This window comes from Serratia sp. JUb9 (assembly GCF_014298095.1).
In the GTDB taxonomy this organism is placed as follows: domain Bacteria; phylum Pseudomonadota; class Gammaproteobacteria; order Enterobacterales; family Enterobacteriaceae; genus Serratia_B; species Serratia_B rhizosphaerae.
Window position 1 is genome coordinate 2,091,222 of record NZ_CP060416.1, and the last position, 21,708, is coordinate 2,112,929.

The 21,708-nt window shown below is 60.7% G+C and carries 13 protein-coding genes; 9 read left to right on the forward strand and 4 right to left on the reverse strand.

Going from position 1 to position 21,708, the window contains the following annotated elements; translation table 11 throughout:
• Nucleotides 1-2 precede the first annotated feature (2 nt).
• Both nirB and HF675_RS09905 read left to right on the forward strand, forming a co-directional pair.
• The gene (nirB, locus tag HF675_RS09900) at nucleotides 3-4,145 is read left to right on the forward strand and encodes a nitrite reductase large subunit NirB (protein ID WP_187044523.1); all 4,143 of its coding nucleotides are present in this window, start codon (nucleotides 3-5) and stop codon (nucleotides 4,143-4,145) included.
• Nucleotides 4,142-6,790 carry a nitrate reductase gene (locus HF675_RS09905; protein WP_187044524.1) on the forward strand — a complete coding sequence of 883 codons (2,649 nt, stop codon included), beginning with the start codon at nucleotides 4,142-4,144 and terminating at the stop codon, nucleotides 6,788-6,790. Before nirB ends, HF675_RS09905 begins: the two co-directional genes overlap by 4 nt.
• A gap of 16 nt (nucleotides 6,791-6,806) precedes the next feature.
• On the opposite strand, the gene HF675_RS09910 is transcribed toward HF675_RS09905, so the two are convergent.
• Together HF675_RS09910 and HF675_RS09915 are read right to left on the reverse strand one after the other, a co-directional pair.
• Nucleotides 6,807-8,060: an EpsG family protein gene (locus HF675_RS09910; RefSeq protein ID WP_105231541.1), complete on the reverse strand. Its 1,254-nt coding sequence runs from the start codon at nucleotides 8,058-8,060 to the stop codon at nucleotides 6,807-6,809.
• Between the two features lie 201 nt (nucleotides 8,061-8,261).
• Nucleotides 8,262-9,551, reverse strand: coding sequence for an acyltransferase (locus tag HF675_RS09915; RefSeq protein WP_105231540.1), 1,290 nt, complete (start codon nucleotides 9,549-9,551; stop codon nucleotides 8,262-8,264).
• Between the two features lie 254 nt (nucleotides 9,552-9,805).
• Between HF675_RS09915 and HF675_RS09920 the strand changes: the two genes are divergently transcribed.
• Nucleotides 9,806-11,290, forward strand: a complete 1,485-nt coding sequence (locus HF675_RS09920) for a YchO/YchP family invasin (protein ID WP_105231539.1) — start codon at nucleotides 9,806-9,808, stop codon at nucleotides 11,288-11,290.
• Here HF675_RS09920 and narL read toward each other — a convergent pair.
• Nucleotides 11,283-11,942, reverse strand: coding sequence for a two-component system response regulator NarL (gene narL, locus HF675_RS09925; protein WP_111736911.1), 660 nt, complete (start codon nucleotides 11,940-11,942; stop codon nucleotides 11,283-11,285). The genes HF675_RS09920 and narL overlap by 8 nt on opposite strands.
• A gap of 53 nt (nucleotides 11,943-11,995) precedes the next feature.
• Complete coding sequence (gene narX, locus HF675_RS09930) at nucleotides 11,996-13,762, reverse strand: nitrate/nitrite two-component system sensor histidine kinase NarX (protein ID WP_187044525.1); 1,767 nt, start codon at nucleotides 13,760-13,762, stop codon at nucleotides 11,996-11,998.
• Nucleotides 13,763-14,116: 354 nt separating this feature from the next.
• Here narX and HF675_RS09935 point away from each other — a divergent pair, with 354 nt between their 5' ends.
• The 6 genes from HF675_RS09935 (at nucleotide 14,117) to HF675_RS09955 (ending at nucleotide 21,705) form a co-directional block, all read left to right on the forward strand.
• Nucleotides 14,117-15,511 carry a NarK family nitrate/nitrite MFS transporter gene (locus HF675_RS09935; protein WP_105231536.1) on the forward strand — a complete coding sequence of 465 codons (1,395 nt, stop codon included), beginning with the start codon at nucleotides 14,117-14,119 and terminating at the stop codon, nucleotides 15,509-15,511.
• Between the two features lie 673 nt (nucleotides 15,512-16,184).
• Entirely contained in the window at nucleotides 16,185-17,087 is a 903-nt protein-coding gene (locus HF675_RS09940) for a helix-turn-helix domain-containing protein (protein ID WP_187044526.1), read from the forward strand.
• 174 nt (nucleotides 17,088-17,261) lie between these two features.
• On the forward strand, nucleotides 17,262-18,224 hold the full coding sequence (locus HF675_RS09945; protein ID WP_105231534.1) for an NAD(P)-dependent oxidoreductase: 963 nt from the start codon (nucleotides 17,262-17,264) through the stop codon (nucleotides 18,222-18,224).
• A 74-nt stretch (nucleotides 18,225-18,298) separates the two neighbouring features.
• The gene (gene wecA / locus HF675_RS09950) at nucleotides 18,299-19,348 is read left to right on the forward strand and encodes a UDP-N-acetylglucosamine--undecaprenyl-phosphate N-acetylglucosaminephosphotransferase (RefSeq protein ID WP_187044527.1); all 1,050 of its coding nucleotides are present in this window, start codon (nucleotides 18,299-18,301) and stop codon (nucleotides 19,346-19,348) included.
• 20 nt (nucleotides 19,349-19,368) lie between these two features.
• Nucleotides 19,369-19,497: a hypothetical protein gene (locus HF675_RS23790; protein WP_255427347.1), complete on the forward strand. Its 129-nt coding sequence runs from the start codon at nucleotides 19,369-19,371 to the stop codon at nucleotides 19,495-19,497.
• Between the two features lie 21 nt (nucleotides 19,498-19,518).
• Nucleotides 19,519-21,705, forward strand: a complete 2,187-nt coding sequence (locus tag HF675_RS09955) for a polysaccharide biosynthesis tyrosine autokinase (protein WP_187044528.1) — start codon at nucleotides 19,519-19,521, stop codon at nucleotides 21,703-21,705.
• Nucleotides 21,706-21,708: the final 3 nt, after the last annotated feature.

Consider the following 21,708-nt stretch of genomic DNA (forward strand, 5'->3'; position numbering starts at 1 on the left):
GTATGGCAACGCAGCAACGCCTGGTGGTGATCGGCAACGGCATGGCGGGCATGCGGCTGGTGGAGACGCTGTGCCGGCTGGCGCCGCAGCGCTATGCCATCACGGTGATCGGCGAGGAGCCGCGCGGCAACTACAACCGTATTCTGCTGTCGCCGCTGCTGGCGGGCGAGAAATCCTTCGACGACGCGCTGCTGCATCCGCTGGCGTGGTATCGCCAGCATGGCGTCGCGCTGCGGCATGGCGAAACGGCGCTGGCGCTGGATCGGCAGACGCGGCGGGTTATCACCCGCGCGGGCAGCGTCGCCTATGACCTGCTGGTGTTCGCCACCGGTTCGCGGCCGTGGCTGCCGCCGACGCCGGGGATTGAACTGCCCGGCGTGTACGGCTTCCGCACGCTGGATGACGTCGAGGCGATGCTCGGCCGCTGCCGTCCGGGGGCGCGGGCGCTGGTGGTGGGCGGCGGCGTGCTGGGGATTGAGGCGGCGGCGGCGCTGGCCGCCCGCGGCGTGCGCAGCGCGGTGGTGCACCGGGGCGAGTGGCTGATGGAGCGTCAGTTGGATGCGCGCGCGGCGGGCATGTTGCAGAACAACCTGGCGGCACGCGGCATCGACAGCCATCTGGCGACGCAGGTCAGCGCCTTTTACGGCGACGGCGAACTGCAGGGCGCCAGACTGAGCGACGGGCGCGAACTGGCCTGCGATCTGGCGGTCATTGCCGCCGGCGTGCGGCCGGCCATCGCGCTGGCGCAGCAGGCCGGGCTGGCCTGTCAGCGCGGCATCATGGTGGACGAGCACCAGCAGACCGACGATCCGGCGATCTACGCCGTGGGCGAGTGCAGCCAGCTGGGGGAAACCACCTTCGGTCTGGTGGCGCCGTGCTGGCAGCAGGCGACGCTGCTGGCGCAGCGGCTAGCCGGGCAGGCGAGTGAACCCTTCCGGCCCGCGCCGCTGAACACTCGCTTAAAGGTCAGCGGCATCGACATGCTGTGCGCCGGCGAGGTACAGCCGGCAGAGGGCGATGAGGTTCATTACGCCGAAGATCCGCAGGCGCAGCACTACCGCCGCCTGCTGCTGCGCGACGGCGTACTGCACGGCGTGCTGCTGTATGGCGACGCCGGCGACGCGCAATTTTATCTGCAACGGCTGGGCCGCCCGGTGACGGATCCGGCGGCGCTGCTGTTCGGCAGGACAGAGTGTGAAGCCGCAGTGACGGCGAACGAGAGGAAAAGCGATATGCACAAACCCGTATTGTTGGTCGCCGGTCACGGCATGGTGGGACATCACTTCCTGGAACAGCTGGTGGCGCGCGAGCTGCATCAGCGCTACCACATTGTGGTGTTTGGCGAAGAACCGGTGGCGGCGTATGACCGCGTGCACCTGTCCGAATTCTTTGCCGGCCGCAGCGCGCAGTCGCTGTCGGTGGTGGAAGATGGCTTTTTTGACCGCTACGGCATTGAACTGCGGCTGGGCTTGCGGGTATGCGCCATCGACCGTCAGCGCAAGTGCGTCACGGATAGCGAAGGGCGGGAAACCGCCTATGACCAACTGGTGCTGGCTACCGGTTCTTATCCGTTTGTGCCGCCGATCCCCGGTAACCAGCGGCCGGACTGTCTGGTGTACCGCACGCTGGACGATCTGGCGGCCATTGCGGCCAGCGCGGAGAGCGCCCGGGTCGGCGTGGTGGTGGGCGGCGGCCTGCTGGGGCTGGAGGCGGCCAACGCGTTGCGTCAGCTGGGGCTGGAAACCCACGTGGTGGAATTCGCGCCGCGTCTGATGGGCGTACAGTTGGATGACGGCGGCGCCGCCATGCTGCGTAAAAAAATCGAGGCGCTGGGGGTTAATGTGCATACCGGCAAGGAAACCCGGGCGATAGAGGACGGTTTGTTACACCGTCACAGCATGCACTTTGCCGACGGCGGGCGGCTGGAGGCCGACCTGATCCTGTTTTCCGCCGGCATCCGCCCGCGCGACCAGCTGGCGCGGGATGCCGATCTGGCGCTGGGTGAACGCGGCGGCATCGTGATTGATGACCAGTGCCGCACCAGCGATGCGGCGATTTTCGCCATCGGCGAGTGCGCGCTGTGGAACGGGCAGATTTTTGGTCTGGTGGCACCGGGCTATCAGATGGCGCGCACGCTGGCGGATACGCTGGCCGGCGGCGTCGCGCAGTTTTGCGGTGCGGATATGAGCACCAAGCTGAAACTGCTGGGGGTGGAGGTGGCGTCAATCGGCGACGCCCACGGCCGTAGCGCCGGCAGTCAGAGCTACAGCTGGGTTGACGGACCGGCGGAGGTCTACAAAAAACTGGTGGTCTCCGCCGACGGCAAAAAACTGCTGGGGGCGGTGCTGGTGGGCGACAGCGCCGAATACAGCACGCTGTTGCAGATGATGCTGAACGATCTGCCGCTGCCGGCGGCGCCGGAAAGCCTGATCCTGCCGGCCGCCGCCGGCGGGGCGCCAAAAGGGCTGGGGGTGGCCGCATTGCCGGCCGGCGCGCAGATCTGCTCCTGCCACAACGTCAGCAAGGGCGATATCGGCGCGGCGGTGGAACAGGGCTGCGGCGATCTGGCGGCGGTGAAAAACTGCACCAAGGCGGGCACCGGCTGCGGCGGCTGCGCGGCGCTGGTGAAACAGGTGCTGGAGCATGAACTGGCGCAGCGCGGCGTCGAGGTGAAAAAAGACGTCTGCGAACATTTCGCCTATTCCCGCCAAGAGCTGTACCACCTGGTGCGGGTCGGTAATATCCGCAGCTTCGACGAACTGATGGCAAAACATGGCCGCGGCCACGGCTGCGAAATCTGCAAGCCGCTGGCGGCGTCGATTCTGGCCTCCTGCTGGAATGAATACCTGCTGGAGCCGCAGCACCTGCCGCTGCAGGACACCAACGATCGCTTCTTCGCCAATATTCAAAAGGACGGCACTTATTCGGTCGTGCCGCGGGTACCGGCCGGCGAAATCACGCCGCAGGGGCTGATCGCCATCGGGCAGATCGCCCAGCGCTATCAGCTGTATACCAAAATAACCGGCGGCCAGCGGGTGGATATGTTCGGCGCGCGCCTGGAGCAACTGCCGGAGATCTGGCAACAGCTGGTGGAGGCCGGTTTTGAAACCGGCCACGCCTACGGCAAATCGTTGCGCACGGTGAAATCCTGCGTCGGTTCCAGCTGGTGCCGCTATGGCGTGCAGGATTCCACCGGGCTGGCGATTGAGCTGGAGAACCGCTACAAGGGGCTGCGTTCGCCGCACAAAATCAAGATGGCGGTATCGGGCTGCACGCGTGAATGCGCCGAAGCGCAGAGCAAAGACGTGGGGGTGATCGCCACCGACAAGGGCTGGAACCTCTACCTGTGCGGCAACGGCGGCATGAAACCGCGCCATGCCGATCTGTTTGCCAGCGATCTGGACAGCGCTACGCTGATCCGCACCATCGACCGTTTCCTGATGTTCTATATCCGCACCGCTGACCGGCTGCAGCGCACCAGCACCTGGATGGATAATCTGGAGGGCGGGCTGGACTATCTGCGGCAGGTGGTGCTGGAGGACAGCCTCGGCATCGCCGCGGAACTGGAAAACGAGATGCAGACGGTGATCGCCAGCTACCAGTGCGAATGGCAAACCACGCTGGCCAGCCCGGAGAAACTGCGCCAGTTCCGCGCGTTCGTCAACAGTGACCAGCCGGACGAGGCGGTAGTGTGGCAGCCGGAGCGCGGACAGCGCCGCCCGGCCGAGGTGCGCGCTCAGGTGATTGAGGTGCAGCCGGCGCGGGAACCTGGGGCGCAGTGGGAAGACGTGTGTGCGCTGGGCGATATTCCGCTGCACAGCGGCATCGCCGCCCGGGTGGCCGGACGGCAGGTGGCGCTGTTTCACCTGCCGGGCGCCGGCGTGTACGCGCTGGCCAACCGCGAGCCGGGCAGTTCGGCCAACGTACTGGCGCGCGGTCTGCTGGGTGACGCGGCGGGCGAGCCGGTGGTGATCTCGCCGCTGTACAAGCAGCGCTTCCGCCTGCGTGACGGCGTCAGCCTGGAGGACAGCAATGTGCGCCTCGAGGTCTGGCCGGTGCGGGTGGATCAGGAGCGGGTGTGGGTGTACGGCGAGCCTGGCCCGCTGCAGCCACAGGCGCAGGAGATGGCGGGGGCGGCGTTATGAGCGCGCTGCACTGCACCACCTGCCCGTATTGCGGCGTCGGCTGCGGCGTGGCGGTGACGACGCAGGGCGACGGTATCAGCGTCAGCGGCGACGCGGCGCACCCGGCCAACGGCGGCCGGCTGTGCGTCAAGGGCAGCGCGCTGGCGGAAACGCTGGATCTGCAGGGGCGGCTGCTGCAGCCGCAGGTTGACGGTCATCAGGTCGATTGGCCCCAGGCGCTGGAGACGGTCGCCCGGCGCTTTGCGCAGATCATTGCGCAGCACGGGCCGCAGGCGGTGGCGTTTTACGCGTCCGGCCAGCTGCTGACGGAGGATTACTATGTCGCCAATAAGCTGATGAAAGGTTTTATCGGCGCGGCCAATATCGACACCAATTCGCGTCTGTGCATGGCGTCGGCGGTGGTGGGCTACAAACGCGCCTTCGGCGGCGATGCGGTGCCCTGCAGCTATCAGGACGTTGAACTGACGGATGTGGCGATCCTGTGCGGATCCAACGCCGCCTGGGCGCATCCGATCCTCTACCAGCGCCTGATGCGCGCCCGTCAGCAGCGGCCGGCGATGAAGGTGGTGGTGATCGACCCGCGCGCCACCGCCAGCTGTGACGACGCCGATCTGCATCTGGCGCTGCGTCCCGGCAGTGACGCCGCGCTGTTTAACGGCGCGCTGCACTGGCTGGCGCAGCAGGGCTTGCTGGATGAGACATTTTTACAATGCCACACCGAAGGCGCATCGGCGGCGCTGCAGGCGGCGCAAGCGTGGACGCCACAGCGGGTGGCGCAATACTGTCAGCTGCCGCTGGCGCAGGTGACGGCTTTCTTCCACCTGCTGGCGGAGGCGAAAAACTGGCTGACGCTGTATTCCATGGGGGTGAACCAGTCGTCGAGCGGAGCGGATAAATGCAACGCCATTATCAACCTGCACCTGGCCGGCGGTCGCATCGGCAGGGCGGGCTGCGGGCCGTTTTCGCTGACCGGTCAGCCGAATGCCATGGGCGGGCGCGAAGTGGGCGGGCTGGCTAACCAGCTGGCGGCACACATGGGCTTTGGCGAGGAAGAGGTCGACCGCGTACGGCGTTTCTGGCAGGCGCCGAACATTGCGCGCCGGCCGGGGTTGAACGCGGTGGATCTGTTCCGCGCGGTGGCCGACGGTACGGTGAAGGCGGTATGGATTATGGGCACCAACCCGGTGGTGTCGTTGCCGGACGCCGATCGGGTGCGTCAGGCGCTGAAAGAGTGCCCGCTGGTGGTGGTGTCCGAGGTGATGGCCGACACCGATACCGCCGCGCTGGCGCATATCCGCCTGCCGGCGCTGGCATGGGGGGAGAAAGAGGGCAGCGTGACCAATTCGGAGCGCTGCATTTCCCGCCAGCGCGCTTTTCTGCCGCCGCCGGGCGAAGCGCGCGCCGACTGGTGGATCCTCAGCCAGGTGGCGCAGCGCATGGGCTACGGCGCGGCGTTCGACTACCGCCATCCGGCCGAGATCTTCAGCGAGCATGCGGCGCTGTCCGGTTTTGAGAATCAGGGGACGCGGGCGTTTGATATCAGCGGGCTGGCCGGGCTTGACCGCCAGGCCTGGCGGCAGATGACGCCGCTGCAGTGGCCGGTGAACGCGCAATACCCGACGGGGTGTCAGCGGCTGTTTGCCGACGGGCGTTTCTTCCACCCCGACGGCAAAGCGCGGCTGCTGCCGATCGCTCCGCGTCTGCCGCAGCATGCGCCGACGCTGCGCTACCCGTTGGTATTGAATACCGGACGCATTCGTGACCAGTGGCACACCATGACGCGTACCGGCAAAACGGCGCGACTGATGCGCCATATCAGCGAGCCATTCTGCGCGCTGCACCCGCAGGATGCGGCGGCGCTGGACATTGCCGACGGCGAGCTGACGCGCCTTGCCACGCGCCACGGTTGGATGATCGCGCGTGCGCAGCTGACGACGGACCAGCGGCGCGGCAGCGTCTTCGTACCGATGCACTGGAATGACCGTTTCACCGCGCAGGGGCGGGTGGACAGCCTGATCCCGCCGGTGGTCGACGCGCTGTCCGGCCAGCCGGAGAGCAAGCATGCGCCGGTACGCGTCAGCCGCTGGCCTGCCTGCTGGCAGGCAGAGATCTTTTTGCGCGGCGCGGCGACGCCGCCGGCAGGCATCTACTGGAGCCGGGTCACGCAGACGCAGGCGACGCATTTTATTATGGCCGGCCAGCAGCCGGTGGCGGATTGGGAAGCCTGGCTGCAACAGCACTTTGGCCTGGAGGGGCTGACGCTACAGAGCGCGTCGCTGTCGCAGCACGGCTATCACCTGATCGGCTGGCGGCGGGGCGAGGTACAGCTGGCGTTTTACGTGCGCCGGCAGGCGCTGGCGCTCGATCGGGCGGCAATCCTGGCGGCCTTTGAGCAGGCGCCGCCGTCGGGGCCGCCGCGGCTGGCGCTGCTGGCCGGTCGCGCCGCGCCGGGGCAGGCGGCGCAGGGTCGGACGGTGTGCAGCTGTTTTGGCGTCGGGGAGCCGCAGATTATGGCGGCGATCGCTCAGGGCTGCGGCAGCACCGAAGCGTTGGGCGAAGCGCTGCGGTGCGGCACCAACTGCGGCTCCTGTCTGCCGGAATTGAAGAAGCTGCTGGCGCAGCACGCCGGCCGGCAGGTGGCCTGAAGGCCGGGCGTTTTGGCTACAGCGCACCGCTGATCTGTAGCTTGGCGAACACCGCCGGCAGGCTGTCGGTCAGCAGCGCCTGCAGATCGCCGTACCAAAACTGCTGTACGCCAATCAGATTGATGTACAGATAGGAAGCGACGCCGAGGCTGAAACACAGCAGCGTCAGCAGCACCCGGCTGACGGCGTCTTTCAACTGCCCGCAGATAATGACGATGAAGATCAGCACGAAAATCATCATATTGAACGAGTAGCGGTTAGCGACCTCTTCAAAACTGCTGGTGGCGAAGAAGATGGCGCAGGTATAGAGAAACATCAGCCGCACCGCGTAGGCGCTCTGCAGCGCCGGGTGGTCGCGGTGGCGGAAGTAAAAGCGGGAAAACTGATACAGCGCCTCCACCACGGCGATATACAGCAGCGTTATCTGAATTTTCCGCAGCGGATTATTGCCGAAGCTGCCGCTGACGTAGGCCTCGGCGCGCGTCGCCAGAAAGTCGTTGCCGACCAGCGCCAGCAGTTTAGGCATCAGCAGCGCGCCGCCCAGGTAGCAGGCGGCGAACGCCGCCAGCGCCGGCAGGGTGCCGATAGTGCGCCAGCGCGCCGGCAGCAGCAGGAAAGGCAGAAACAGGTAGGACGAAAAGTGGCTCAGAGAGGCCAGGATAATCCACAGCAGCATTGGCGCGCGTCGCTGCTCTGCCGCCGCCAGCACCAGAAAGGACAGCGCCAGCCCCTGACGCAGCAGATTGCCGTACAGCCCCTGAAAATTGTACTGACAGCAGAACAGAAACAGGATGACGGCAAAGTAGACCCGCGTCAGACGATAGACGCCCAGGGCCAGCAGCGAGAAACTGACAATAAAGAAAGCGGCGAAGGCGGCGTTGCCGCTGCCGAACAGCATGGCGCTCAGCTTGAACAGCAGGTGCGAGAGAAAGTCCGCACCGGAAAACTGCGTCAGCCACTCCGTCAGGCCGTAGCCGCTGGCCTGCAGCATCTCAAGGTAGTAATTCACCTTGTCGTTCATCCGCGGCTCCAGCGTTTTGGTCGCCAGCGGCACCGCTGATATCAGCGTCAGGATCAGAAAGGCGGCCAGGCTCAGGCTGCGGCTGGGCCGCTGGCGCAGCAGCATCACGGCGGCGATCAGCCCGCAGCCCGCCACCAGCGAGATATAAGGCGCGAACCAGACGCACAAAGCCAGCGGCGGCAACAGCCACCCCAGCGCGGGAAAGCGCGTTTCCGGCATGCCTGCGGCCGCGGCGGATGAGTTTGGCATAAGCGGTTCTCCGTTGCCCGAATGTCCCTGAATGCGTAGTGCAGGCTAACATTCGTCGCTTCCCGCGCGCATGTGAGTTTTGGTGAAATGACGCAGGTTTCACCCCGCTGCCGGTTGGCTGCGGGGTGAAGAAGGAAAACGGGAGAGATGAAATTCAGTGAAATGGGGCGAATAAATCGGCAAAAGGCGAGCGCGCCGCGCTTATGCGCCGCCGTTGCCGGCCGGCTGGCGCTTGGCCGGCAGGAAGCGGCGGGTCAGCGCGTTGCGCAGCGGCACGACGAAACGTTCCTGGAACAGCAGGCACAGCATCACGCTCAGCAACAGATACAGCAGATAGCCGGTAATCGACAGTTTCACCTCGCCGGCGGCGGCGATACAGGCGCTCCAACTGCTGAAACAGCCCAGCGGATCGCCGCGCAGCCACTGTTCAACGGTGCGGAACAGGTTAAACAGCGGCACGTGCAGCGCGAAGATCGACAGCGAAGCGGCCCCCAGCCGTGGCGACCAGTGCTGTACCCAGCGGCTGGCCGGGGTGCGGGCCAGCGCGCTCAGATAGACCAGCGCGCACTGCGCCGGCAGCAGCAGGCCGTTATGCAGCAGGAAGTACCAGTATTTGGCACCGCCGTGGGTGAACAGGAAGGTGGCGATGACAAAGCAGGCGGCGATAAAGGCGACGCAGCCCCAGCGCCAGACGGCGCCGTGCGGCACCGCATCGGCGCGTCGCTGACGGAAGATGGCGTAACAGACGATGCCGGCCAGAAACTCCGGCAGACGGAACAGCGGGCCGCGCTGCAACAGGCCGGTATACGGCATGCCATATTGCTGCTGCCAGATCACCCATATAGCCGGCAGCAGATACAGCCCCCACAGCAGCACAAACCACAGCTTTTTATTGCGTACGGCCAGCAGACGCGGCGCCAGCAGCGGGAACAGCAGGTAAAAGAAGAACAGGGTAGACAGTGACCACAGCGGGGCGTTAAAGGTCAGGAAGTAGGGGTTCCAGGCCTGCAGCATCAGCAGTTGCAGCAGCGTGTTAAACGCCAGCTGCGGGTTGGTCATATAGTGACGGAACATTTCCGGGTTGGTCCGCCCCAGCTCTTCATTGGTGTCGTAAATCACAAAGCGCAGGCTGGCGGCGGGGCCTTCCGGCGGGATCGCCCACCACTGCATCAGCGTGACCGTCAGGATGGCAATCAGCAAGGCCGCAATATGAATCGGATACAGGTTAAAGAAGCGTTTGGCCCAGAAAGTGCGTGCCGGTTCGCGCATTTGATTGCCGTTGAAATAGACGTGACTCAGCAGAAAACCCGACAGGATAAAGAAGGTACTGGTGGCGAAAAAGCCCATGCTGGTGAATTCCGGCAGCATGGGAATACTACGGATTTGCGGGTACTGGTGGGCGGTGTGGTACACCATCACATAGCACCCCAGCAGAAATCTCAGCCACTCCAGGCCGATAAAGCGCTCTTTACTTGGTTGTTTCTGGCTCACTCAGCCTCCTGCTCTGCACGTCAAAGTGGTTCGAAGCATAGCAGGTTTCATGCCATTGCCGATTGAGTTTTATCTGATTGTTTTCTGGGGGCTACGGACTATGCTGCGGTATCGTCGTTTACCCCGGCGACTCACGGATAACGGGCGCGGGCCTGTGCTATAGTGAATACATCTTTGGCTGTCTGCGGTTCGGAGTAACCGTAGCAAAAATTGAGTTTACCCTCTCCCGTGGACGGGGACGTGGTGCGAGTTTAATGGCAGTTTTGATTCAACATTTCCGCAAAGTTAGACCTATCGCTGACGGCAGTGCGGCCCGCCGGGTTTCGCTGCTGTGTCTGTTAGTTCCTCTGCTTCCCATCTTGCCTGTTGCGGCAGAGTCGCCGCCGGCGCCCGACTCCGTGGTGAACCGGAATAAAAACGCCGCCGCCGACCTGCCGGAGCTGGGCGGCAGCACGCTGCTGGAAAGCGCGCGGGAAAAAGAGTGGGCGACCAAGGCCAAATCCTTTGGTGAGAGTAACCTGAATAAGGTGTCGAGGGAGCAGCTGCGCACCCAGGCGGAGAACTACGCCATCGGCCAGGCGACCGGTCTGCTGCAGCAGCAGGCGCAGGAACTGCTGTCGCCGCTGGGAACGGCGAATGTCTCGCTGGCGCTGACTTCGGACGGCGACTTTTCCGGCAGTAAAGGGCAACTGTTCAGCCCGCTGTACGATGTTAACGGTCTGCTGACCTACAGCCAGCTCGGTTTCCAGCAGCGCACCGACAGTTCATTGGCCAATCTGGGGCTGGGTCAGCGCTGGGTCAGCGGCGACTGGCTGCTGGGCTACAACACGGTGTTTGACAGCGATCTGGAGAACCAGCGCAACCGCGCCAGCGTCGGCGCCGAAGCTTGGGGGGATTACCTGCGTTTTTCCGCCAATTACTATCAGCCGCTTTCGGCGATGCGTGAGCAGCAAAGCGACGGTGTTTTCCTCAGCCGTCCGGCGCGCGGCTATGATATTACCACCCAGGGTTATCTGCCGTTTTACCGCCAGCTTGGCGCTACGCTGAGCTATGAGCAGTATCTCGGCGACAATGTCGACCTGTTCGGCAGCGGCAATAAACAGCGCGATCCGCGCGCCATGCAGCTGGGGCTGAACTATACGCCGGTGCCGCTGATGACGCTGAAGGCGCAGCACAAGCTGGGCGACGGCGGTGAAACGCAAGACAGGGTGGAGCTGTCGGTCAATTACCGTTTCGGCGTGCCGTTGTCGAAGCAGATCTCGCCGGAATACGTGGCGCAGGCCAAGTCGCTGCGCGGCAGCCGCTACGATCCGATCGAACGCAACAGTGTGCCGGTGCTGGAGTTTAAACAACGCAAGACGCTGCAGGTGTTTTTGGCGACGCCGCCGTGGAACCTGCAGCCGGGTGAAACGCTGCAGCTGGTGGTGGATATTCGCGCCAGCAACAAGATTACCCGCGTCAGCTGGCAGGGTGATACCCAAACCCTGAGTCTGACGCCGCCGCGCAACAATACCGATCCGCACGGCTGGAGCGTGATTATGCCGGCCTGGGACGATACGCCGGGAGCGGAAAACCGTTACCGGCTGTCGGTGACGCTGGAAGATGAAAAACAGCAGCGCGTGACTTCCAACTGGATCACGCTGCAGCTGACGCCGCCGCTGAGCGCCGGCGGCGGCCGGGAAGACGAACTGTCCGAGCCGAAAATGCTGCAGACGCCGCAGGTGCCGGCGCTTAACTGACGGTTTTTCCCTGCAGCACCCATACGGCGGCCTCGACGCGGGATTTTAGCTTCATCTTTTTCAACAGGTGTTTGACGTGCACTTTCACCGTGCTTTCGGTGATCATCAGTTTGCGGGCGATCAGTTTGTTCGGTAACCCCTGGGCGATCAGCTTCAGAATATCGCGCTCGCGCGGGGTCAACTGCTGGATATCGCGTTCGGCGGCCGGACGGTTGTCGCGCAGGCTGGCGGCCAGGATCGGCGTTAGGGTTTCGCTCAGCACCATCTGACCGGCGGCGGCCTGATGCAGCGCCTTCAGCAGGACTTCCGGCTCCATATCTTTCAGCAAATAGCCGTCGGCGCCGCGTTTGAGCGCGCTGACGACGTCGTCTTCGTGATTGGAGACGCTGAACACCACCACCCGGCCGGACAGGGCGGTCAGCCGCAGCTGGTCGAGGGTTTCCAGCCCGTTCATGCCGGGCATATTCAAATCCAGCAGGATCAGATCCGGGTCAAACTGTTCCGCCAGCTCAACGCCCTGCGCGCCGTTACTGGCTTCGGCGATGACCTGCAAGCGGGAATCCATGCTGATTAACTGTTTGACGCCGTTGCGCAGCATGGGGTGATCGTCAATCAGCAGTATGGTGGCGGCACCTTCAGTTTCGGTGGTCATAACTTCTCCTGTAAATGTTCAATGGCCGGCGACCGGCGCTATTCCCTGATATATCAGGGGATCTCCGGGCGGAATACCACGCTGACCGTTGTTCCGCCTGCGTCTCCGGAGACGATCTCACAGCGGCCGTGCAGGTTTTTGGCGCGATCGCGCATAATTATCAGCCCGTAATGGTCGGGGCGTTCGCTGTTGGGCGGCAGTCCGCAGCCGTTATCGCTGACGGTCAGCGTCACTTCCCCCTGACGGTTGGTCACCTGAATGCGGACTTCCGTCGCCTTGGCGTGTTTGTGAATATTGCTGAGGGCTTCGCGGGCGATTTGCAGCAGGTGGATTGCCTGGTAAGCCGGGACGGTGCGTGGCCCGAGCTGATAATCCAGCGCGATGTCGATGCCGAGGCGTGTGTTGAACTCCCGCACCGTGCTCTGCAGCGCCGCCAGCAGGCCTGGCTCGCTCAGCTGCAGACGGAACGTGGTCAGCAGTTCGCGCAGTTGGCGGTAGGCGGTATTCAGCTCCTCGCGCATCTGCTGCACCAGCGTCAGACTGTCGGCCGGCAGGCCCGCTCCCTGCATCTGCAGACAGCTGGTCTGCATCTTCAGACACGACAGGGATTGGGCGATCGAATCGTGCAGCTCGCGGGCGATGGCGGCGCGCTCTTCCATCAGAATCAATTGCTGCTGATGGTCGACCTGCCGCTCAATCGCCAATACGCTGGTAAGCTGTTCGACCAGCGTACTGACCAGTTGTTGGTGTTCATCGCTTAATGGCTGCCGGCTTTGCGCCAGCAGGAGGCCGTAGTTACCCAGTTTATCGCTCAGGCTCCAGCTGAGCGTCGGGCCTTCATCCACTATGTCGTCGTCACTCAGGCAGGCGCGGCAGGCCGGATTGTGGCAGTGCTCCGGGCGCAGCGGCTCATGGCTGCTGAGCTGCTGGAACTGCTCCTGGCTGTTGTTTTCGTACAGTCTGACCTGCATGGCGCGCAGCGGCGTCAGGGTTTGCAGCTGGCTGAGCACCGGCATCAGCCGGCTGCACATCGGATCGCTGGTATGCAACTGGCGGCTGGCGTGATAAAGAAAGCGCAAAACCTGGTTTTTCTGCTGCAGATCGGCGGTTTTTTCCGCCACGCGCTGTTCCAGACGTGCGTACATGGTGGACAGTTCATCCGACATGCCGTTCAAGGCGCCGCCGAGCGAGGCCATTTCATCCTGCCGCCCGCGCTGGGGGAAGCGCCGGCTGAAATCGCCGCGTCCGACCGCCATCGCCATGGTGACCAGCTGACGCCAGGGGTGCAGCAGGCGGCGGCGCAGGTAGCAGATGGTGCCGGCCAGCAGCAGCAGCGTCAGGGCGATAAACACCCACTGCACCAGCGTTGCCGCCAGCAGCCGGCGTTCGGTCTGACGGTCGATATCCGATACCAGCGCGTCCAGCAGGCCGACGAAGTGCGCCACCTGCGCGTCGGCGTCGGCGGGGTGCTGCGCCTGGCGCAGGCGGGGCTGCAGCGTGTGCTGCCAGTAGTCGCGCAGCGCATAAAATTGCGGCGTAAGGCCTTCCTGCGCCACCGAACGTTGTAAATCCTCGCTGTCGGCATCGCGGTTCAGTTCAGCAATCAGCTTCTCGCTGCGCGCATCCAGCGGTAACGATGCCAGCAGACGATAGCTCTGCATACGCAGCGATCCCGCCTTGTTGATGGCATGCGCATTGCCCTGAATGCTTTGCGCCATCCAGGCGGAGATGCTCATGCCGCCGATGCCAAGCAGCGCCAGCAGCAGCATCAGCACGGCGACCTGATTAACGATGGAGAGCGGAGCCAGTAATGATTTCATACGGCGCAGATTCCTGAAAACAACGACGGCGAAGTGAGGAACAATCGGAAGACGGGCGAGCCGTTCCGATAACAATTTGGCGCTATTTTTCATTATCCCTGCAGATAACCCCATACCTATAACGAAGTAACCATTAGTTTCCCCGCCTCCGGCACACCGGCTTTCCTGCGTGTTGAGCGATGGCTATCTGGTTGAATATAAAAACCATTTAAACGATTTGGCGTTTACTCCCTAATAGAGTTGGGGGCATTTTGCGGCGACGGCTACCTGCACCCGGCTTGATTTATGTCAACTTTGCACTAAGGGGGGAGCTCTAGGGTGAGCGCAATTATCAGCGTGCTTTCGAGGTTATTTATGTCGCACATAGCAACGTCATCAAACAAAAAAACGGGCGCGGTTATTCAGGACTGGCGGCCCGAGGACAGCGAGTTTTGGCAGCAGCGTGGGCAGCGTATCGCCAACCGCAACCTGTGGATCTCGATTCCCTGTCTGCTTCTGGGGTTCTGCGTCTGGATGCTGTTCAGCGCCGTTGCCGTCAATCTGAACAAGGTCGGTTTTAACTTCACCACCGATCAGCTGTTTATGCTGACGGCGTTACCTTCGGTATCCGGCGCGATTATGCGCGTGCCTTACTCCTTCGTGATACCGATTTTCGGCGGCCGGCGCTGGACGGCGATCAGCACCTGTCTGCTGATCGTCCCCTGCCTGTGGCTGGGGATGGTGGTGCAGGATCCCGCTACGCCTTTCCACATCTTTGTGATTATCGCGCTGCTGTGCGGCTTCGGCGGCGCCAACTTCGCCTCCAGCATGGCGAATATCAGCTTCTTCTTCCCTAAAGCGAAGCAGGGCGGTGCGCTGGGGTTGAACGGCGGCCTGGGCAATCTCGGCGTCAGCGTGATGCAACTGGCGGCTCCGCTGGCGATTACGCTGGGGATGTTTACGCTGTTTGGCGGCAGCGGCCATCAGCAGCCGGACGGCAGCCAGCTATGGCTGGAAAACGCCGCCTGGATATGGGTGCCGTTTCTGCTGGTCGCCACCTTGGCGGCCTGGTTCGGCATGAACGACCTGGCGGCATCCAAGGCGTCGTTGCGCCAGCAGTTGCCGGTCCTGAAGCGCGGGCACCTGTGGTTGCTCAGCCTGTTGTATCTGTCCACCTTCGGTTCTTTTATCGGTTTTTCCGCCGGGTTCGCCATGCTGTCGAAAACCCAGTTTCCGGATGTGGTGATCCTGCACTATGCCTTCTTTGGCCCGTTCCTTGGCGCGCTGGCGCGTCCGGTCGGCGGTGCGTTGTCGGATCGCTTTGGCGGCATCCGCGTGACGCTGATCAACTTTGTACTGATGGCGGTATTTGCCGGGCTGCTGTTCCTGACGCTGCCGGACGCCGGTTCATCCGGTTCCTTTATCGCCTTTTACGGCGTCTTTATGCTGCTGTTCCTGACGGCAGGGCTGGGGAGCGGCTCCACCTTCCAGATGATCGCAGTGATTTTCCGTAAAATTACCGTCGACCGCGTCAAGGCCGCCGGCGGCAGCGATGAAGAGGCACAGCGCGAAGCGGTGACCGACTCTGCCGCCGCGCTGGGTTTTATTTCCGCTATTGGCGCGGTGGGCGGATTCTTTATCCCCAAAGCCTTTGGCACCTCATTGGCAATGACCGGCTCGCCAGCCGGGGCGATGAAGGTATTCCTGGTGTTTTATATTCTCTGCGTGGTGATTACCTGGCTGGTATACGGGCGTAAGCCGCGCGGATAATACGCCTTTCCCTGCAGGTATCTCCGCGCTAGGAGAGATACCTGCAACAATATGATTAAGCCCTGTAATATCAATAATATTAAATAACAGGATGGGTATTCTTCCTAAGAAAACATGCGCCAACACCCAATGGTTAATTATGTTATTTAATAATGGATTGGGTGTCAGATTATTTATTCTAATGATTTCCATGCTTCCTTCCCTGTAATATAAATAGTAAAAACTCCCCAGAATTTCCCATTTTAAATTAATTGTCCGGCACTCATTCAATGAGATTAGTCTCATTCTTCTTTCATGCCACTTTTCACGATTGCTTTACAATAGGATTAGGTCGAAATGCCGAATGCTTATTGTTTTCACTTGATTGATTTTATGATGAAATTTTATGATTTCATTGTCTGTTTTTTGTTTGTGTTGGTCTGCTTTTCTTTTTTAATTCATCTGGTTGGGTGCGGTGTTGTGCCGGGTGATTGCGCAGGGAAACAGTTTTCCACCAGGGGTTAAAAAGGCATTTAAATTATATGGATATGTATAAATAGCATGAGTGAAATTGACTTTTCATATGGGTAAAAATATAAATTCGCCAACTTGTTAAGTTTAGATTTGATTTCTTTGTCGTTTTTTCTTATTTCTATATCACGCGTGCAGGAGTGGGCTCATTAAGGAAATTAACGTGGATCTCGATAAAAGAATAACGATTAGGAATCTCAATGTATTGATCCCTTCCAGGAAAAGCACCCGCCTACGTTGGAAGGAGTATCAAATACTCTCACTGTTGGTTGCCAACTCCCCCGAACTGGTGACTCGGGCAGAGATTATAGAAAGCATATGGAAAGGTACTTACTGCTCTGATTCAACGATAAATCAGACCATTAAATCCATTCGCCAGAAGATCGGCGATAGCGATCATACCATTATCAGAACCATCCCTCGCTTAGGTTACAGGGTTGAAAACCGTGCAATATTTAATTTCTTGAGCGATGACAGCCATGATGATGAAGCTATTTTAGAGCACGAATCTTTGGTGGAAGAGGATATTCAACAGGAATCATCTGAAAGTGTTGGTCGGGGGAGTTTTTCTGAGGATATGGCAATAAGCGCCGAGCGCGATTCTGAGATGAATCAAGAAAAAATAGCGGCTCAGCATCCGCTTTGGCATACGCAGCCGTTTAAACCGCAAAAGAGACAAACGGGGACTTTTTCCCTGTTGATTACCCGCGGCGTCAAACTGGTGTCCGTGCTGGCGTTATTCGCGGTTATCGCAAATGTTTTCTTTTACCTGGGAAGTCAGGCGCGTCCGCTCGCGGAAGGAAGCCGTATATACAGCCCGACGCGGGTGATGCTGACGTTAAAGTTCAGCAATGCCGATAATCCTGATGCACCTTCGTCGCGCTCGCTGCTGTGCATGTATCAGGGAAATAAGTCCTTGCAGGTGACGATTGAATGCATTGATCCCAAGAAGGGGCGGTTCCGGCAGCAATATCGTTATGATGAAATAAAGGAGAGCAGCGAAATTCAGCTTACCCTGCCGGACAATCTGATGAACTCATTTTTTTCTCGCGAAAGAGAGAATTAGACAAAGAGAAATTTCACTTTTAATCCTGTTTTACATGGCGTGACGACTGCTATTTTATTTTTTGTTATTTGAAAGGGGAAGTTAATTTGTTCAGTCTGTGTCCGATAGTTAATCGCTATTGGCTTTCTGCCAGAATCACTGGCGGAAATAACGATAACAGGCTGAGTGAATATTATGGATGAGCGTAAAGTAGCTATTATCGGTGGCTCCGGCTTTATTGGCACACGGTTAGTCAAACGTCTGCGTTCGCGCAGCGATCTCACGCTGCGCATTATTGATAAAAATCCGAGTGAGGATTACCCCGAACTTTATCAATACGGCGATATCACGCAACCGCAAACCCTGCGCTCCGCGCTGGACGGTTGTGACGTGGCGATCAATCTGGCGGCGGAGCACAAGGATAACGTGCAGCCCAGTTCGCTTTATTATCAAGTGAATGTGGAGGGCGCACGCCACCTTTGCCAACAGGCTGCGGCGCTGGGTATTCGTCAGATCATTTTTACCTCTTCGGTGGCGGTATATGGCTTTGTCCAGCAGGAAACCGGCGAAGACGGCGCCTTTGATCCTTTTAACCACTACGGCAAATCCAAACTGGAAGCGGAATATGTTTATGAAGCCTGGCGCAAGGCGGATAAGCAAAACAAATTGACGATAATCCGGCCGACGGTGGTCTTTGGCGAAGGCAACCGCGGCAATGTGTATAACCTGCTGCGCCAAATTGCCGGCGGGCGATTTGTCATGATTGGCAGCGGGAATAATTTCAAGTCGATGGCGTATGTCGAGAATATCGCCGCCCGGCTGGAACACGCGCTCGATCAACAGCCCGCCTATCAGATCTGCAATTATGTCGATAAACCCGATTTGACCATGAATCAGCTGGTGACCACGGTGTCGGCTTCGCTGGGCAAAAATAGCAAAACGTTACGCATCCCTTATTGGCTGGGATTGTGCGGCGCCGGCGCTCTGGATTTGGTGAGTAAAGTCACCCGGCGTCAGTTTCCCGTCAGCCGCATCCGCGTGCAGAAGTTTTGCGCCAGAACGCAGTTCAAAAGCGATGTGCGCACTGATTTTGTTGCACCGGTGCCTTTGGAGGATGCGATTGCCAAAACCATCAGGCATGAGTTTCGCGCGCGCTGATGCCATGGTGCGCTGACGCACCAGGAAATCGGAGGACGGCAGGCGGCGTCATTTCAGGGAGCAAGGGGGGAGAAATGGTTTATCAACTGGGAGTGATATTTTTTCTGGCGTTGCTGCTGATGGCGATCGCCAGGGGAGTGGCGCTGAAACTGGCGCTGGTCGATAAGCCCAGCGCCCGCAAACAGCATCAGGGCCATATTCCGCTGTGCGGAGGCATCGCGATTTATCTGTCGGTGGCTCTGTTCTCGCTCTGGCAGCCGGACGGCGTGCCTCATATGGCGGTCTACCTGTGCTGCGTGACGGCGCTGCTGCTGCTGGGCGTGCTGGATGACCGCTTTGAGCTGTCGGTCGCGCCGCGTATGGCGGTACAGGGCGGGCTGGCGCTGGTGATGATGCTGGCGGCCGGCATGCGGCTCTCTTCGCTGGGCAGCCTATGGGGCGGCGAAGCGTTGCAGCTTGGCTACGGCGCCTTGCTGGTGACGCCGCTGGCGGTGTGGGGCGCGATTAACGCTTACAACATGGTCGACGGTATTGACGGTCAGTTGGGCATACAGTCCTGCGTGACGCTGGCCGGACTGGCGGTGCTGTTCGCTCTGGGCGGCCGTCTGGACACGGCGTTCTGGTGCCTGAGTCTGATTGTCACCCTGGCGGCCTACTTGTTGTTTAACCTGGGTTTTTTTGGGCGCCGCAACCGAATCTTTATGGGCGATGCCGGCAGCATGGTGATGGGATTTACCGTGTTGTGGCTGTTGTTGAGCGCGACGCAGGGCGACGGTGCGGTGATGCGTCCGGTCGGCGCGCTGTGGCTGATTGCCATGCCGTTGATGGATATGGTGAGCGTCATGCTGCGTCGTATCGCCCGGCGTCAGAGCCCGTTTCGAGCCGGTCGCGATCATCTGCACCATATTTTGATGCGCCGTGGTCTTAGCGCCCGCCAGGCATTGGCGGTAAGCGGTCTGCTGGCTTTGGCTCTGGCCGTTGTCGGCCTGTCCGGCGAGCTGATGGCGTGGCAGGAAAGCCTGATGCTGGCGGCATTTATGCTGTGTTCCGGCGGCTATTTCCTGCTGGTACGTGAACCTCGGCGGACAACAATGGCCGCCGGCTCGCCGGCAGCCGACCGTTAATTTTGTAGCAGGATGCTTGCATGAATTTTGATTTTATCCGCCTGGCGCGGGCTGTAGAGGATCCGTCGGTGGATGCCACTTTCGCCGCATTTCACTATATCACCGGTGAAGCTGGGCCGCGCTGCGGCTGCGTAATTGGTAAAAGGTAATGGTCGATGCAAGGAGCAGCGATGATAAAAAATAGTGCACAACCCGGTGCGGTGGCCGATGTGGAAGAGAAACTGGAGTGGGAGCGCCTGATCGGCCTGCTGTGGGATAACCGTTGGCGTCTGGCGCTGGCGACCATCTTGGCGGCGTTGCTGGGACTGCTGTACGCGCTGCTGGCGACGCCGATCTATGAGGCGACGGCGATGGCGCAGGTGGAGCAGCCGACCACCGGCGCGTCGCTGCTGCGCCAATCGCTGGACAATGCCGGCGAGCAGTTTTCCGCTACGCAGGATGAGATTGCGCTGGTTAACTCCCGCTACGTGCTGGGGAAAACCGTGGACAGCCTGGGACTGACGGTGCGGGTCAGCGCGGATGCTTTCCCGCTGGTGGGCAAAGGCGTAGCGCGTTTGCTTGGCCGGCCGGTCCCACAGTTGGCGATTGCCGAATTGGCGGTGCCGACGGACATGTTGGGGAAAGTCCTGACCCTGAGCGTGCGGGAGAACCAGCGCTTTACGTTGAGCCAGGACGGGCGGACGCTGCTGCGCGGCCGGGCGGGGGAGATGCTGCAGGACGGCGCATGGCGTCTGCGCGTGACGACGCTGTCCGCCGAGCCGGGCGCGACGTTTAGCGTGGTAAAGCTGGCGCGTCAGCAGGCCATCGACGATCTGCGCCGCAATCTGAGCATCACCCTGGCGGGTAAAGAGAGCGGCATCATGACCTTCAAACTGGAGAATGAAGATCCGCAGTACGCCAGACGGATTCTGCAGAGCATCACCGAAAACTATCTGCAACAGAATGTCGACCGCAAAACCGAAGAGGCGCAGCGCATGCTGGCGTTTTTGGCGCGTCAGCTGCCGCAGACCCAATCTTCGCTGACCCAGGCGGAAAACCAGCTCAATCAGTTCCGCCGGCAGAATAATTCGGTGGACCTGTCGCTGGAGGCCAAGTCGGTGCTGGATACGCTGGTGCAGCTGGAGGCGCAGCTTAATGAACTGACCTTCAAAGAATCGGAGATTTCCAAGCTGTATACCCGCGCGCACCCGGCATATCGCGCCCTGCTGGAAAAACGCGCCACGCTGGAGCAGGAAAAAAAGCGTCTGGGCAAACAGGTGCAGAACCTGCCGAAAACCCAGCAGGAGGTGCTGCGCCTGACGCGTGATGTACAGGTTGATCAGCAGGTGTATATGCAACTGATGAACAAACAGCAGGAGTTGAGCATCAGCAAGGCGGGTACGGTGGGGAACATCCGCATTATCGATGCGGCGGAAACGACGATTAAGCCGGTAAAACCGCAAAAAATGCTGATCGTCATACTGTCGCTATTGAGCGGCGGGACGATTGCCGCCGCGGTGGTTCTGTTGCGCGGTGCTTTTCACCGGGGCATTGACGATAGCGCCGTGTTGGAAAAGCGCGGTATCAATGTGTATGCCACGGTGCCGCTGTCATTATGGCAGACGAAGCGCAACCGCAGTCAGCAGCTGTTGCTGACGCGCTCCGGCGGTGAGCGGCTGCCGATCCTGGCGCTGGAACAGCCGGAGGATCTGGCCGTTGAAGCGCTCCGCAGTCTGCGCACCAGTCTGCACTTCGTGATGATGGAGGCGAGCAACAATATCCTGATGGTGTCCGGCGCCAGTCCGGCCAGCGGGAAAAGTTTCGCCAGCATTAATCTGGCGGCGGTGCTGGCTCAGGCCGGCCAGCAGGTACTGCTGATTGACGGCGATATGCGCAAGGGGTTTTTGCATCGCTGGCTGAGCAACGACGCACGGCACGGGTTGTCCGACGTGCTGGTCGGCCGCACTGAGCCGAGCCTGGCGGTGCGCACCACGGCGCAGGCCAATCTGGATTTTGTCCCGCGCGGTCAGGTGCCGCCAAACCCTTCCGAACTGCTGATGCACCCGCGTTTTACGGACTTTTTGCGCTGGGCAGGACAGCGTTACGACATCGTGCTGATTGATACGCCGCCGATCCTGGCAGTCACCGATGCGGCGATTATTGGCCATCATGCGGGAACCTCTTTGATGGTGGTGCGTTTCGCGGTTAACAGCATAAAACAGGTTGAAGCCAGCCTGCGCCGCTTTGAACAGAACGGCGTATCCGTCAAAGGCGTGATTCTCAACGGCGTGGTGAAAAAGGCCGTTACCGATGTCGGTTATTACAACTTTGCCTACCCCAGCCACCGGGAAGAGGGCGACACGGTGCACAGGACCTAGCCC

What these genes read in the sequence shown, in the direction of transcription:
- HF675_RS09910 (WP_105231541.1), bottom strand. Translation starts at nt 8,060, where the DNA reads ATGCCAAACTCATCCGCCGCGGCCGCAGGCATGCCGGAAACGCGCTTT.
- HF675_RS23790 (WP_255427347.1), top strand. Translation starts at nt 19,369, where the DNA reads ATGAATTTTGATTTTATCCGCCTGGCGCGGGCTGTAGAGGATCCGTCG.
- HF675_RS09935 (WP_105231536.1), top strand. Translation starts at nt 14,117, where the DNA reads ATGTCGCACATAGCAACGTCATCAAACAAAAAAACGGGCGCGGTTATT.
- nirB (WP_187044523.1), top strand. Translation starts at nt 3, where the DNA reads ATGGCAACGCAGCAACGCCTGGTGGTGATCGGCAACGGCATGGCGGGC.
- HF675_RS09905 (WP_187044524.1), top strand. Translation starts at nt 4,142, where the DNA reads ATGAGCGCGCTGCACTGCACCACCTGCCCGTATTGCGGCGTCGGCTGC.
- narX (WP_187044525.1), bottom strand. Translation starts at nt 13,762, where the DNA reads ATGAAATCATTACTGGCTCCGCTCTCCATCGTTAATCAGGTCGCCGTG.
- HF675_RS09920 (WP_105231539.1), top strand. Translation starts at nt 9,806, where the DNA reads ATGGCAGTTTTGATTCAACATTTCCGCAAAGTTAGACCTATCGCTGAC.
- HF675_RS09955 (WP_187044528.1), top strand. Translation starts at nt 19,519, where the DNA reads ATGATAAAAAATAGTGCACAACCCGGTGCGGTGGCCGATGTGGAAGAG.
- HF675_RS09945 (WP_105231534.1), top strand. Translation starts at nt 17,262, where the DNA reads ATGGATGAGCGTAAAGTAGCTATTATCGGTGGCTCCGGCTTTATTGGC.
- wecA (WP_187044527.1), top strand. Translation starts at nt 18,299, where the DNA reads ATGGTTTATCAACTGGGAGTGATATTTTTTCTGGCGTTGCTGCTGATG.
- narL (WP_111736911.1), bottom strand. Translation starts at nt 11,942, where the DNA reads ATGACCACCGAAACTGAAGGTGCCGCCACCATACTGCTGATTGACGAT.